This window comes from Pectobacterium sp. F1-1, assembly GCF_025643735.1.
In the GTDB taxonomy this organism is placed as follows: domain Bacteria; phylum Pseudomonadota; class Gammaproteobacteria; order Enterobacterales; family Enterobacteriaceae; genus Pectobacterium; species Pectobacterium colocasium.
On the sequence record NZ_CP104733.1, the window covers coordinates 3,841,697 to 3,855,317 of the forward strand.

General features: G+C 52.4%; 15 protein-coding genes. 6 read left to right on the plus strand and 9 right to left on the minus strand.

Features of this window, described 5'->3' with window-relative positions; translation table 11 throughout:
* Nucleotides 1-133 precede the first annotated feature (133 nt).
* Nucleotides 134-2,086, plus strand: a complete 1,953-nt coding sequence (locus NAL19_RS17185; RefSeq protein WP_263057975.1) for a bifunctional 2',3'-cyclic-nucleotide 2'-phosphodiesterase/3'-nucleotidase — start codon at nt 134-136, stop codon at nt 2,084-2,086.
* A gap of 57 nt (nt 2,087-2,143) precedes the next feature.
* Here NAL19_RS17185 and NAL19_RS17190 read toward each other — a convergent pair whose 3' ends face one another.
* Nucleotides 2,144-2,527, minus strand: coding sequence for a winged helix-turn-helix transcriptional regulator (locus tag NAL19_RS17190; protein ID WP_225085654.1), 384 nt, complete (start codon nt 2,525-2,527; stop codon nt 2,144-2,146).
* A 215-nt stretch (nt 2,528-2,742) separates the two neighbouring features.
* On the opposite strand from NAL19_RS17190, the gene NAL19_RS17195 reads away from it, so the two are divergent.
* A complete protein-coding gene (locus NAL19_RS17195; RefSeq protein ID WP_263057976.1) occupies nt 2,743-3,297 on the plus strand; it encodes a flavodoxin family protein in 555 nt (184 codons plus the stop codon).
* Nucleotides 3,298-3,368: 71 nt separating this feature from the next.
* Here NAL19_RS17195 and NAL19_RS17200 read toward each other — a convergent pair whose 3' ends face one another.
* Nucleotides 3,369-3,791: a DUF2502 domain-containing protein gene (locus NAL19_RS17200; RefSeq protein WP_263057977.1), complete on the minus strand. Its 423-nt coding sequence runs from the start codon at nt 3,789-3,791 to the stop codon at nt 3,369-3,371.
* Nucleotides 3,792-4,090: 299 nt separating this feature from the next.
* On the opposite strand from NAL19_RS17200, the gene ipdC reads away from it, so the two are divergent.
* Both ipdC and ytfE read left to right on the plus strand, forming a co-directional pair.
* Entirely contained in the window at nt 4,091-5,758 is a 1,668-nt protein-coding gene (gene ipdC / locus NAL19_RS17205) for an indolepyruvate decarboxylase (protein ID WP_263057978.1), read from the plus strand.
* A 102-nt stretch (nt 5,759-5,860) separates the two neighbouring features.
* Complete coding sequence (gene ytfE / locus NAL19_RS17210) at nt 5,861-6,526, plus strand: iron-sulfur cluster repair protein YtfE (protein ID WP_010279034.1); 666 nt, start codon at nt 5,861-5,863, stop codon at nt 6,524-6,526.
* A gap of 227 nt (nt 6,527-6,753) precedes the next feature.
* Here the strand turns inward: ytfE and fklB are convergent, their stop codons facing one another.
* On the minus strand, nt 6,754-7,374 hold the full coding sequence (gene fklB, locus NAL19_RS17215) for an FKBP-type peptidyl-prolyl cis-trans isomerase (protein WP_225085659.1): 621 nt from the start codon (nt 7,372-7,374) through the stop codon (nt 6,754-6,756).
* A 372-nt stretch (nt 7,375-7,746) separates the two neighbouring features.
* Here fklB and NAL19_RS17220 point away from each other — a divergent pair, with 372 nt between their 5' ends.
* Entirely contained in the window at nt 7,747-8,457 is a 711-nt protein-coding gene (locus NAL19_RS17220) for a LysM-like peptidoglycan-binding domain-containing protein (protein ID WP_263057979.1), read from the plus strand.
* Here NAL19_RS17220 and NAL19_RS17225 read toward each other — a convergent pair.
* The 6 genes from NAL19_RS17225 to yjfP form a co-directional block, all read right to left on the minus strand.
* A complete protein-coding gene (locus NAL19_RS17225; RefSeq protein WP_263057980.1) occupies nt 8,454-8,816 on the minus strand; it encodes a DUF488 domain-containing protein in 363 nt (120 codons plus the stop codon). The two genes, NAL19_RS17220 and NAL19_RS17225, sit on opposite strands and share 4 nt — an antisense overlap.
* A gap of 129 nt (nt 8,817-8,945) precedes the next feature.
* Entirely contained in the window at nt 8,946-9,398 is a 453-nt protein-coding gene (gene rplI / locus NAL19_RS17230; protein WP_010279043.1) for a 50S ribosomal protein L9, read from the minus strand.
* A gap of 41 nt (nt 9,399-9,439) precedes the next feature.
* The gene (rpsR, locus tag NAL19_RS17235) at nt 9,440-9,667 is read right to left on the minus strand and encodes a 30S ribosomal protein S18 (RefSeq protein ID WP_005974788.1); all 228 of its coding nucleotides are present in this window, start codon (nt 9,665-9,667) and stop codon (nt 9,440-9,442) included.
* Between the two features lie 4 nt (nt 9,668-9,671).
* Nucleotides 9,672-9,992 (minus strand): primosomal replication protein N, encoded by a 321-nt coding sequence (priB, locus tag NAL19_RS17240; RefSeq protein WP_263057981.1) that lies wholly within the window; start codon nt 9,990-9,992, stop codon nt 9,672-9,674.
* 5 nt (nt 9,993-9,997) lie between these two features.
* Nucleotides 9,998-10,390 (minus strand): 30S ribosomal protein S6, encoded by a 393-nt coding sequence (rpsF, locus tag NAL19_RS17245; protein WP_225085663.1) that lies wholly within the window; start codon nt 10,388-10,390, stop codon nt 9,998-10,000.
* Nucleotides 10,391-10,553: 163 nt separating this feature from the next.
* On the minus strand, nt 10,554-11,324 hold the full coding sequence (gene yjfP, locus NAL19_RS17250) for an esterase (protein ID WP_263057982.1): 771 nt from the start codon (nt 11,322-11,324) through the stop codon (nt 10,554-10,556).
* A gap of 294 nt (nt 11,325-11,618) precedes the next feature.
* On the opposite strand from yjfP, the gene NAL19_RS17255 reads away from it, so the two are divergent.
* Nucleotides 11,619-13,559, plus strand: coding sequence for a methyl-accepting chemotaxis protein (locus tag NAL19_RS17255; protein ID WP_263057983.1), 1,941 nt, complete (start codon nt 11,619-11,621; stop codon nt 13,557-13,559).
* Nucleotides 13,560-13,621: the final 62 nt, after the last annotated feature.

A 13,621-nucleotide genomic window follows, 5' to 3' on the forward strand; every position in this document is an offset into this window, starting at 1 on the left:
CAATCTACGATTATTGCCATTATTGATGTCATCCTCAGTATTTAGAGACGATAATCACTTTAACTTCACCATGATATGAAAGACACCCCCGATCGCCTCACGCGTCGATAATCACCGCACAAGGAGTTACACAATGAAGCATTCATTGGCACTCAGCCTGCTTGCTACGCTGGTCGCCACGACCGTTCATGCCGCTACCGTTGATCTACGGGTATTGGAAACCACCGATCTGCACAGCAATATGATGGATTTCGACTACTACAAGGATACGCCAACCGATAAGTTTGGTCTGGTGCGTACCGCCAGCCTGATTCACGCCGCACGCGAACAGGCCACTAACAGTGTGCTGGTGGATAACGGCGATTTGATCCAGGGTAGTCCGTTGGGCGATTACATGGCCGCAAAAGGGCTGAAAGCCGGCGACGTGCACCCGGTTTATCAGGCGATGAACACGCTGGATTATTCCGTCGGCAACATCGGTAACCACGAATTCAACTATGGCCTGGACTACCTGCACAAGGCGCTGTCAGGCGCGAAATTCCCTTATGTGAACGCCAACGTGCTGGATGCCAAAACGGGTAAACCGCTGTTTACGCCTTATCACATTGAAAACAAGTCGGTTAAAGACCGCGACGGCAAACCGCATACCCTGCGCATCGGCTATATTGGCTTCGTCCCGCCACAGGTCATGGTGTGGGATAAAGCCAATTTAACAGGAAAGGTCACCGTGGAAGACATCACGGAGAGCGCCAAAAAATGGGTGCCGGAAATGCGTAAGCAAGGGGCCGATCTGGTCATTGTTATCCCCCATTCCGGCCTTTCTGCCGAGCCGTACAAAGCGATGGCGGAAAATTCCGTTTACTATCTCAGCCAGGTTCCGGGCGTTGACGCGATCATGTTTGGTCATGCTCACGCGGTTTTCCCCAGCAATGACTTTGCCAACATCAAGGGCGCTGACATCAAACAGGGAACGCTCAACGGCATCCCTGCGGTGATGCCAGGACAATGGGGTGACCATCTCGGCGTCGTCGATTTCACGTTGAATAACGACAGCGGCACATGGAAGGTGGAACAGGCGAAAGCGGAAGCCAGACCGATCTATGACAAAGCGCAGAAGAAATCACTGGCGGCGGAAGACGACAAGCTGGTGAAAGTGCTTTCCGATGCACACCAGAATACACGCGAGTTTGTCAGCAAACCGATCGGCAAATCCGCAGACAACATGTACAGCTACCTGTCGCTGATTCAGGACGATCCTACCGTGCAGATCGTCAACAATGCCCAGCGCGCCTATGTAGAACACTTTATTCAGGGCGATCCCGATCTGGCCGATTTGCCGGTACTTTCCGCCGCCGCACCGTTTAAAGCCGGTGGACGTAAAAACGATCCGGCCAGCTATGTCGAAGTAGAAAAAGGCCAGCTCACCTTCCGTAACGCTGCCGATTTGTATCTTTATCCAAACACGCTGGTCGTTGTGAAAGTGAACGGACAGCAGGTGCAGGAGTGGCTGGAATGCTCGGCGGGTCAGTTCAAACAAATCGACACCAGCAAGCGTGAGCCGCAATCGTTGCTCAACTGGGATGGCTTCCGCACGTATAACTTCGACGTGATCGACGGCGTCAACTACCAGATTGATGTGACGCAACCTGCCCGTTATGACAGCGAGTGCGCGTTAATCAACGATAAGGCACACCGTATTAAAGGACTGACGTTTAACGGTAAACCGATTGATCCCAAAGCAACCTTCCTGATCGCTACCAACAACTACCGCGCCTACGGCGAGAAATTTGCCGGTACGGGTGAGAAATACGTGGCCTTCGCCTCGCCGGATGAAAACCGCTCCGTTCTGGCGGCCTACATCAGCGCGGAAACGCAAAAGTCGGGAGAAGTGAAACCGCAGGCGGATAACAACTGGCGCCTGGCACCTATCGTCAGCGATACGCCACTGGATGTCCGTTTTGAAACGTCGCCGTCAGAGAAAGCCGCGACGTTTATCAAAGAGAAAGCCCAGTACCCGATGACGTCCATCGGTAATGATGAAACGGGCTTTGCGGTTTATCGCCTTGACCTTCAGCACGCCAAATAAGGGCTGATCGCGTTGTGTCCACAGGCTCTTGCTACCGCAGGAGCCTGTGCGTTGCGCTTAGAGCGGTTCAGCCGTACTATTCGCCGACGCATCAAACTTTTGCTGAGATAACAGCACATTATCCATGTTCTGTTCTGCCCAATACGTGAGCTCGGCAATCGGCTTGGCCAGCGTTTTCCCCATTTGAGTCGAGGCGTATTCCACCGTCACGGGAATCGTCGGAAAGACGGTTCGCTCAACAAAGCCGTCACGCACCAGATTTTTTAGCGTTTGCGACAATACCTTTTGTGAAATCCCTTCTACGTCGCGTCTTAGCTGATTAAAGCGCATCGGTCGCTCAACCAAAATATTGAGGATCAGCAACGTCCATTTATCCGCCACGCGATCCAAAATCATGCGGGTCGGACAGTTTTGTGCATAAACATCATAACGTTTGCTCATCGGCGAGTTTCCATATAGCAGCCTGAAGTATGACGGGTATGGTTACCTTGAAGATACCAACTCACTTAAAAGTGCTGTCTTAACAGAACCATAAGGCTCCGATATAGTCCTCACATTATAAAGTTAGTATCGATTAGAAAGCACGTATCACTTGCGGGGCAGCATGACAAGGCTCCAGCGTATTGTTGATAAACACAGAGAAACGAGGAAAGGTTATGTCAAAAGCAGTCGTTATTTATCATTCAGGCTATGGTCACACGCAACGTTTAGCTCATGCCGTCGCCGAGGGTGCCAACGCCGAACTGATTGCCATCGATGCGGAAGGAAACATCAGCGATGCCGAGTGGGAGAAACTCGCCGCCGCCGACGCGATTATCTTTGGTACGCCGACCTACATGGGTGGCCCGACCTGGCAGTTCAAGAAATTTGCGGATGCCAGCTCGAAAGCCTGGTTTACCCGTGCCTGGAGCAACAAGGTGTTTGGCGGTTTTACTAACAGCGCCAGCCTGAACGGGGACAAGCAGGTCACCCTGATTTATCTGCAAACGCTGGCTTCACAGCACGGCGGAATTTGGGTCAGCCTGAACCAACTGCCCTCCAATGCCAAAGCGGCAAAACGCGACGATTTGAATAACCTCGGTGGTTCCGTGGGTCTGCTGGCACAGACGCCGTCTGACGCCAGCGCAGATGAAGTGGTTGCCGGCGATCTGGCGACCGGTAAGCTGTATGGTCAACGCATCGCTGATATCGCTGCAAAACTGGCTAGCTAGTTCAGCAACGCACTCTACGTACCATTATCCAATGCACAAGCGCCGCCCTTTCGCGGCGCTTTTTTTATCCGCTAGTCGCGAAACGATCCCCGCCCATTGCGATAATACCCATTCCCCCGCTCATGCCCGCGTCGGTCCCAATCACCGCGACGCGGCCCGCGATCGTCAACGTAGCGAGGGGGATCAAAGCGGCGATTATCATAATCGCGCCTGTCGCGCTGGCTCTCACGCCACCAGCGGGGATCGCGCCAACGCCAGCCATCCCAATAGTAACCGTGCCGATTACGTTCGCCACGGTGATAACCCCGATGCTCCTGCCACCAGCGCTCGCTGCGCCAGTCATAGCCATCCCAGTAATTACCACGTCTGTCACGTTCACCAATATTCAACGTGATACCGGGCATCAGATCAATGCTGGCCCCCTTAGCCTCTGGTGCTGGCATAACCGCAAACATTCCCATAAACAGGGCACTGATGACGAGTGGCTTAAACATAGGGTAACTCCTTGCTCACCGCGACTGCGGCCTTGCAAAGGTATACGGGGAATTCCTCTACGCCACTATCAGATAAATACGCATTTTCCTGACTTTACCATTCTTAACGTTTCGCTAACGCCAATGCCCGCTATTCATCATCACCCTATTAATTCATTAATAAATTTAATACCAAAAAACCTGAAATATACGAATAAATGCAGAATAACCGAGTAACCATAGGGAATAAATATTAGAAATATTCACCTAACGGTTAATACTTACTCTCAGAATATCCGTCATTCATAGAGGGAACAGCGATGAGCGAAAACTATACGGTGGGCGATTACTTACTGGATCGCCTGACACAAGTTGGTATTCAGCATCTCTTCGGCGTGCCGGGCGATTACAATCTGCATTTTCTCGACCACGTTATCAGGCACCCGGATATCACCTGGGTGGGTTGTGCGAACGAATTAAACGCCGCTTACGCCGCCGATGGCTATGCACGACGTCGTACAGCGGCGGCGCTGCTCACCACCTTCGGCGTGGGGGAACTCAGCGCAATTAACGGCATTGCGGGCAGCTACGCGGAATGCCTCCCCGTTATTCACATTGCCGCCGCGCCCAGTCTCGCTTCACAACGCAACGGTGAATTACTCCACCATACATTAGGCGACGGCGATTTCAGTCACTTTTCCCGCATGGCGGCCGAAGTCACTGTCGCACAGGCCAGCCTCACCGTCGAAAACGCCACCACAGAGATTGATAGGATTATTGGAGAAGCACTTTCTCAGCACAAACCGGTATATCTGTTTCTGCCATTGGACGTGGCTGCGGCACCGATCGACGCGCAACCGTACCCACTCGCGATCCCTAAACCCTTGCGCTCTGACGATGCTCTACGAGCCTTTACCGCAGCCGCCACAGCGATGCTCAGCGAGGCAAAATCGGTCTCACTGCTGGCCGACTTTCTGGCGCAGCGTGCTGGCGTCGCTGGGCAAATTCAACGCTGGCTCGATAAAACACCGTTCCCACACGCTACGTTGCTAATGGGGAAAGGCACATTAAACGAACAGCACCATAACTTTACTGGCACCTACGCGGGTCGCGGCAGTCACGAAGCGATCCGGGCACACATCGAAGACGCTGATGTTATCATTAGCATCGGCGTACGCTATACCGATACGATTACCACTGGCTTCAGCCACCAGATTTCCTGCGAAAAAAACATCGATATCCAGCCAACATTGGCTCGTGTCGGCAGTCAGGTTTTTCCTTCTGTTCCAATGTCGGATGCTATCGCCGCGTTGGAAAAAATCACCGCGCCGCTCGCGCCCCGCTGGGATCGCAGCCCCATTACGCCTCCGGCTTTACTGCAATCAGAGCATAAAGGCATGCTCAACCAGCGCGAGTTTTGGCAACAGATACAGCATTTCCTCCGCCCTGGCGATATTCTCGTGACGGATCAAGGCACCTCCTGTTTTGGGGCCGCCACGCTTCGGTTACCAGCGGGCTGTCATTTCATCGTCCAACCGCTGTGGGGGTCGATAGGCTATTCTCTACCCGCCGCATTCGGCGCACAGATTGCCGAACCGGAACGGCGCGTGGTGCTATTGATCGGCGACGGCTCACTTCAGCTCACCGTACAGGAACTTGGCTCTATCATTCGGGATCGCTTGAACATGGTCATTGTGGTGCTGAATAACGAGGGCTACACCGTCGAACGGGCGATTCACGGCCCTGAGCAGCGCTACAATGATATCGCCGCCTGGAACTGGACGCAGCTTCCCGCCGCGCTAGGCGCGGATGACAACGAGATACTCTGCGAACAGGTGCGCTCACCGGAAGCTCTCGCCCAGGTGCTTGAACTCGTGAACGCAGAATCTTGCTTGTCGCTTATAGAGATTGTGTTGCCGAGAATGGATATACCCGCGCTTTTACACACCATCACGCAGTCGATTGAGACCCGTAATACCGTGCAATAGCACCGCATACTTTATACCGCTTACCTCGTAAGCGGTATATTCAACGCATAAAGATGCATTTAAAATACAATTTATAGACTACATTCGTTGAGAGGCATCATCATGGCATACCGCGATCAATCTCTGGGTGAGTTGGCTATCGCTATTCCGCGCGCGACCAAACTCTTTCGTGAACTCAATCTGGATTTCTGCTGCGGCGGAAAGCAAACGCTCAGTCGCGCGGCTGGCAAAAAAGATCTTAATATCGACGAGCTGGAAGCACAGCTAGAAAAACTGGCCGCGCAGCCTTCTGACGCGCGAGACTGGCGTGAAGCACCGCTGGCTGACATTATCGCGTACATCATCCCTCGCTTTCACGATCGTCACCGCGAACAACTGCCAGAGCTGATTCTGATGGCGGAAAAAGTCGAGCGCGTGCATCACGATAAAGCCGATTGCCCGCACGGCCTCGCAAACCAACTGACCGCCATCTATAACGAGCTGTCTCAGCATATGATGAAAGAAGAGCGCATCCTCTTCCCAATGATCAGTCAGGGCATGGGCGCGAATGCTGCCGCACCGATTTCCGTGATGGAGCATGAGCACGATGACGCTGGACGTGATGTGGAAGTAGTCAAAGAGCTGACCAACGGCGTTGTACCGCCGGAAGGTGCCTGCAACACCTGGCGTGCGCTGTACTCCGGTATCAACGAGTTCATTACCGACCTGATGGAGCACATCCATCTGGAAAACAATTTGCTGTTCCCACGCGCGCTGCGCGGTGAGTAATGTCATTTCAATAAAAAAAGAAAGTCAGTAGAAAATAAGAAAGGCTGACGAGCGGGAATAACGGATAGATCGTAAAGACGCTGTGAACACATCCCTGTGCGCTCGAGTTGCGCCATCCATGGCGCAAACGCTTTACTCTTCTATTCCGTTACTCCCGTTTGCGGTCAACAAATAGATTTGTCAACGATCTGAAAGGCGCTCAGTGAGCGCCTTTCTTTGTCTGGAGATTACAGAATTTCCAGCAGTTCCACTTCAAAAATCAGCGCGCTGAACGGCGGAATGGAAGCACCCGCGCCACGTTCGCCATACGCCAAATTGTGCGGAATATAGAGTTCCCACTTGGAACCGACTGGCATCAGCGTCAACGCTTCAATCCAGCCTGGAATCACACCGCTTACCGGGAATTCAGCAGGCTGACCGCGCTGAACGGAGCTGTCGAACACGCTGCCGTCAATCAGACGGCCAGTGTAATGTACACGTACGCGATCCTGACGAGCTGGGATAGCGCCTTCACCCTGCGTCAACACACGGAATTGCAGACCAGATTCCGTGCTGTTCACACCTTCTTTCTGCGCGTTTTCAGTCAGGAACTGCTGACCTTCTACTGCCAGCACCTGTTGGCGCTCACGACGTACCGCATCGGCACGTTCATGAATTTCACGCAGCGCACGATGAACCACATCCACAGGCACCGCAGGCGCATTACCTTCCAGCGCATCACGTAGACCAGCAAGCAGAGCTTCTGGGATCAGACCTTCAAGACCTGATTCCTGTAACTGTTGACCAACCTGTAAGCCGATGCCGTAACTTGCCTGCGCTTCGACGCTATCAAAAGAAGGAGTTGTCATGGATGTTCCTTTTAATCTGTAAAAAACTGAAAGCGCAGCATAACAGCGACAGGGATTGGGGTAAAATCATGTGTGCAGGTAATCACGTTAACCGCACGCCAGCCAAGCCATTCCGGGAAGCTGTCCTATACTGGTAGTTCCGATGTTTCGGGTTCAGCGGTTACCTTAATCATCAACGCGTTAACTGGTCAGCTCATACAGATTATCGGTATACTGGATTGCGTTATCATCCTGATACTGTTTTTATGCCGACGCCGCTTTTCTACTGATATAGCGTAGTGACTGGCATAGCGTTGTTAATGACATTGTTTTATATGATGCCGTTTTTATACTGAACTGTTTTTATACTGAATTGTAGTAAGAGAGGTCACCATGGGCAGAATTGCGCCCAGGAAGCGGAAAACCACCTGGGATTATCAAACGCTAGTACGCTTCTGCCAGCGAATTATCCAGCGGCAGCCCTCACATGCTGTAGCCGTAGAAAACGACGGGGAACGCGAAGACCAGGAACGCCTGGCTCCTGCTTCCCCGCGTGAACGCCTTGGTGCCCTGCTGCAAAAAATCTGGCATCTGCCCGATGGCTACCACTGGATGGAACCTTTGCCGCTCCTCCACCGCCGTTGGATTTTAATCGCTATCGCCCTGCTTCTGGTTGTCTTGCTCTGGCCTTACAGCGCACAACACCCGCAACCGACCCGAACCATGCCTATTCCTCTGACCCAGGCGGATAATCAGGCTGCAATGCAGGCGGTGATTATTGAAAATCAGCCTTCAACGTCACATCAGCAACCTGCCACAACGCCGCCAACGCCGTCATCAGCACCGTGGCGGCAGTATGAGATTGCTTCAGGGCAAACGCTGGCTCAGCTCTTTCGCGATAACAATCTGCCCGTCAGCGACGTGTTCGCGATGGCACAGGTGGAAGGCAGGGATAAACCGCTCAGCAATTTACGGGCGGGTCAGGAAGTTAAATTACAGTTGAATGCGCAAGGCATGGTCGCAGAGCTGGAGATCGAAACCACGGCAAACCAGACGATTCGATTCACCCGCGGTGCAGATGGCGCTTTTACGCGTACTCGCTAATGTTTTAGCCGCTCCAATAGAAAATCGCGCAGAACAATAGCATGGTTGTGCTGCGCGTTTTTACTGCCATAAAGCAACGTGATGGCTTGCTTCTGTTCAAGCAACATCAACAGCCTCTCGCACGCCGTTCCCTGCGCTAACTCATTACGATAATAATCCACAAATTCCATCCAGCGCTCCGGCTCGGCGTGAAACCATGTCCGCAACTCGCTGCTCGGTGCGATGTCTTTAAACCACTCCCCCCCTTCCAGGCGCGCTTTACTGATGCCACGTGGCCACAGACGGTCAACCAGAAAAGTGGGAGAAGAGAAAGGCGCGTGCGCGTCATAGACGCGGATAAGGTGGATTAAATCAGACATGCGGCCTCCGGCCTCATTTTTTAGGTATCGGTAATGATAAGTCATTTCCCATTCCTAAAATGCAAAACGCTGGCACAAGGCCAGCGTTTCACATGTTAACTAAAGTATTAATTCGACGATAAACGTGAATTATGCTTCAGCAACAACAACGACATTCAGCTCAGCAAATACATCGCTGTGTACCTGGAAGCTTACTTCGTGCTCACCCAGAGTACGCAGAACGCCGTTCGGCAGGCGAACTTCGCTCTTAGCAATGTCAACACCGGCAGCCGTTACCGCATCAGCGATATCGCGAGTACCGATGGAACCGAACAGTTTACCTTCGTCGCCTGCTTTAGACGCGATGGTAACGCTACCCAGTTCTTTGATCTTAGCGGCGCGAGCTTCAGCAGCAGCCAGAACGTCAGCCAGTTTGGCTTCCAGTTCAGCACGGCGTGCTTCGAAGAACTCAACGTTTTTCTTGGTTGCAGGGACAGCTTTGCCCTGTGGAACCAGGAAGTTACGAGCGTAGCCCGCTTTAACGTTTACCTGATCACCCAGGCTGCCCAGGTTTGCTACTTTATCAAGCAGAATAACTTGCATTACTTTATCCTCTCAAAGTCTCGTTAATGGACAGTGGCCGATTACTGATGACGGTCAGTGTACGGCAACAAAGACAAGTAACGCGCACGCTTGATAGCGCGGGCCAGCTGACGCTGGTATTTTGCACGAGTACCGGTGATACGGCTCGGAACAATCTTGCCGCTTTCAGTGATATAGTTTTTCAGCGTAGCGATATCTTTATAATCAATCTCTACAACGCCTTCCGCGGTGAAACGGCAGAATTTGCGACGACGGAAATAACGTGCCATTTGGCTAGTCTCCAGAATCTATCAATTCAATCTGCTCGGCATGTAACACTATCTTGCTCAAGCCATTGCGCCCTTGATGGCAGCTAATGAACCCGTGCACGGTAAGTTGCGTGCCGACCGTTATACTGTGGGTAACTGCTTGTGACGAGAGTCCGCTGACAATCACGGGCATACGACACCATGCTTGCCGACTCAATCCGGCTTCCTCCTGCGTCGAGCGGTGCTCAAGCACAAACTGAAAGTGAGGAATACCTGACGGGCTGACTTTACGAATGGGCGTCTTGCACACTGTGCCGGACAACACCAGACGATTTACCGTCACCACAACAATTACTCTTCAGAATCCCCTGCATCCACATCATCGCCAGCTTCAGCGAAATCTTCACGACGCTCACGGCGTTCGTCTTTCGCTTTCACCATTGGAGATGCTTCAGTTACCGCGTGCTTAACGCGCATAACCATGCTGCGGATAACGGCATCGTTAAAGCGGAAGTTTGTTTCCAGCTCATCGATCGCTTCCTGCGGCGCTTCAACGTTCAGCAGAACGTAGTGTGCCTTGTGCAGTTTGTTGATCGGGTAAGCCAGCTGACGGCGGCCCCAGTCTTCCAGACGGTGGATCGTGCCCTGCGCACCAGTGATGGTAGCACTGTAGCGCTCGATCATGCCCGGAACCTGTTCGCTCTGGTCAGGATGAACCATAAATACGATTTCGTAATGACGCATCGAATTGCTCCTTACGGATTATTCAGCCTCCTGTCTGGGTCAACCGCGGCCCGTGGAGGCAAGGAACGTGTATGTGTGCGGCTGAAAAAATGACGCGTAAGTATAGTGCCCGACATTAAAGAACACAAGGAAGAAACACAGGAGTTTTCTACGTGGCGATATTTCAGCGATCGGTGCAGAATGACAGCGTCCGCAGGAAGAAATCAGCCCCCGCCTGCAACGCCGTTGGCGTAATGCGGTGCTCCACGCCCGGCTCGGTCAGATACGTCAGATTGGCCAGTTTATCACGCGCCTGTAATGCCTGATAAAGACGAACACTTTCTGCCGCCGGCACGACGTCATCCGCTTCACCGTGCCACACCAGCAGCGGTCGTTCGGACAGCGCGTCCAGACGCGCGGTGACATCATAGTCCGCCAGTTTGGTCGCTAGCGCCTGCAACACCGCCTGATTTTCCTCACGATCGGCCGGAACTGGCGGAAACAGCGCCGACGACAGCGTAGAGAAATAACCGGATCCCATAAACGCCGCCACCGCAGTAATCCAGGGATAACGCGCCATACACCCCAGCGCACTCATTCCCCCCAGCGACGCGCCGCAAACGCCAATCTGCTCGCTGTCGATCAAGCCACGCTGCCGATATTCCGCCACATAGCCAGGGAGCTCTTCAATATTCGATTGCAGAATATCCCAGAAGTGGCGCAGCCGCTGCGCATCATCCCCGTCATAGCGCGCGCCGTGCATGGCCGCATCGGGCAGTATCACCCGAAATCCGGCCTGCGCCAGCGCATAGCCAAAATATGAATACACGTCTTTAGATGAGGTGTAGCCATGAAAGAAAAAAATCGTCGGTAACGGCTGATCTTTTTTTCCCGCAGGTACCGCATGAATCACTTCAATACCGCTACCGAGCTTCTCCAATGACATTTCGACCATATTTCCCTCGTTTTCAGTTCTGTCAGCCTATTGTTATGTAGCGAAATCGTATTTAGCGGAAAGGAGGCGTCCTTTTACGATAAATCGACTCACCGCCATCTTCTTATCCCGTATCGTCATGAATTTCATGCTGATTTAATCGGCACATTTATGTAAATAAAAAAATCACATTGATCCAGATCAATAACTGAAATGAATATTTACACTCCGTGATTAATTTTTTTTCATCCACTGCCGTTAACGCATGTGAAGTAAGACTAAAAAATAACCTTTTTTATTATAAGAGACACACATATGTTGGGACTTTCTTTTAAACACTGGGGCCTGGGTATCAAGTTATCGGTCATCGCTTCATTAAGCGTGGCGATACTTTTCATTGCGTTCACCCTATCCCTCACCCGCTCCGCAGGCAATCAGCTCAAAGCCCTGACCCTCAACGACATGCAAAGCCAGGTGAATGGCGTCACCGACATGATCAACATGTACGATACCAGCCTGCAAGCCGAGGTCAGCAACTATACGCGCCTGCTGGCAAGCTTTCTGCCAACACAGTTTTCGCTGGATACCGTTAACCGCACGCCTTTCGGCACCACATCGCAACCAACGCTCAAGGCTGGCGATACGGTATTGAACCTCAATACCGAAGTGCCGGACGACTTTCTGAGCCGTACTCACGCGATCTCAACGATTTTTGTCCGTGATGGAGACGATTTTACGCGCGTCACCACGTCACTGAAAAAAGAAGATGGATCGCGCGCAATGGGCACCAAGCTTGATCGCGAAAGCCCAGCCTATGCGCTCGTGGTAAAAGGTGACACCTACAGTGGGCTAGCAACGCTATTCGGCAAACAATACATCACCCAGTATCAGCCGATACGCGACAGTGCAAATAAGGTTATCGGCATTCTGTTCGTCGGTGTCGACATCACGAAGCAGTTTACCGAGATGCAACAAACGATTCTGAACAAGAAAATTGGTGAGACAGGCCATTTCTTTGTTCTTAGTACGAAAAAAGGAAAAGATGCGGGCAACTATCTTTACCACCAAAGTAATGCCAACCAACGCCCTGACTGGTCAGAAGGGGCGTTAGAGAAAGTGTTGGCAACCGGTAATGGGACGATCGAATACGACAACAACACGATGACGGGTGAAGAAAAAACCCGAATCATGGTGTATCGCAGCATTCCACAATGGCACTGGATTGTTGCGGGAGCCGTAAGCAAAGAAAGCCTAATGGCTGAGGTTAATGACACTCGTAATTTATTTTTGGGTGGCGGCATTATTCTGGTTCTGCTCTTCGCTGCATTCTTTGTCGTGCTGACACGTAAATGGCTGAGCCAGCCGCTGGTTGAAGTCGTCAAGGTGGCGGAACAGTTTTCTGCCGGTAACCTGACAGCAACGCTCTCCACCGATCGTACCGACGAAGTAGGTCGCCTGATTGATGCCATTAACGGCATCGGACAGGGGCTGACCACCATTGTGTCACAGGTGAGAAACTCGGCAGAAGAAATCAGCACCGCGACCGATGCATTGGCTGCCGATAGCGAAAACATCAGCGAGCACATTGCCCGCCAGGCCAGTAGCGTCGAAGAAACCTCTGCCAGCATGGAGCAGCTCTCCGCCAGCGTGAAGCAGAACGCCGACAACGTCTCCGCCGCCAAAGGGCTGGCAGAAGAGAGCGCCGCAGCGGCACGTAAAGGCAGCCAGACCGTCACCGACTCCGTCTCCACGATGAGCGACATCAAGAACTCCTCACAGCGAATTGCCGATATCACGACGGTGATCGAATCTATCGCGTTCCAGACCAATATTCTGGCGCTGAATGCAGCAGTTGAAGCTGCTCGTGCGGGCGAGCACGGCCGAGGCTTCGCCGTGGTTGCTGCGGAAGTGCGCGCGCTGGCACAGCGCAGTTCTACCGCCGTGAAAGAGATCGAAACCCTGATTGATGAGTCGCTGGAGAAAATCGAAGCGGGTTACCATTTCTCAGAAAAAACGCAGGCGGTAATGGATGATTTGCGCAACCGCATCTTGCAGGTCAGTACCATCGTGAACGATATTGATATCGCCTCACGCGAGCAGTCCGCCGGGATTGGCCAAGTGAATATCGCGATTGTACAGATTGGTCAGGCAACGCAGGAAAACACCATTCTGGTCAACAACTCGGAAGACACCGCACAGAGTCTGCGCCAGAAAGGCCATCACCTCAGCGAACTGGTCAGCGTCTTCCGTATTTAAGCTGGTGAGCTATCCGCTTTTGTGCCGCTACTTTATCCTGTGGCGCAAAAGCGGGAAAACAC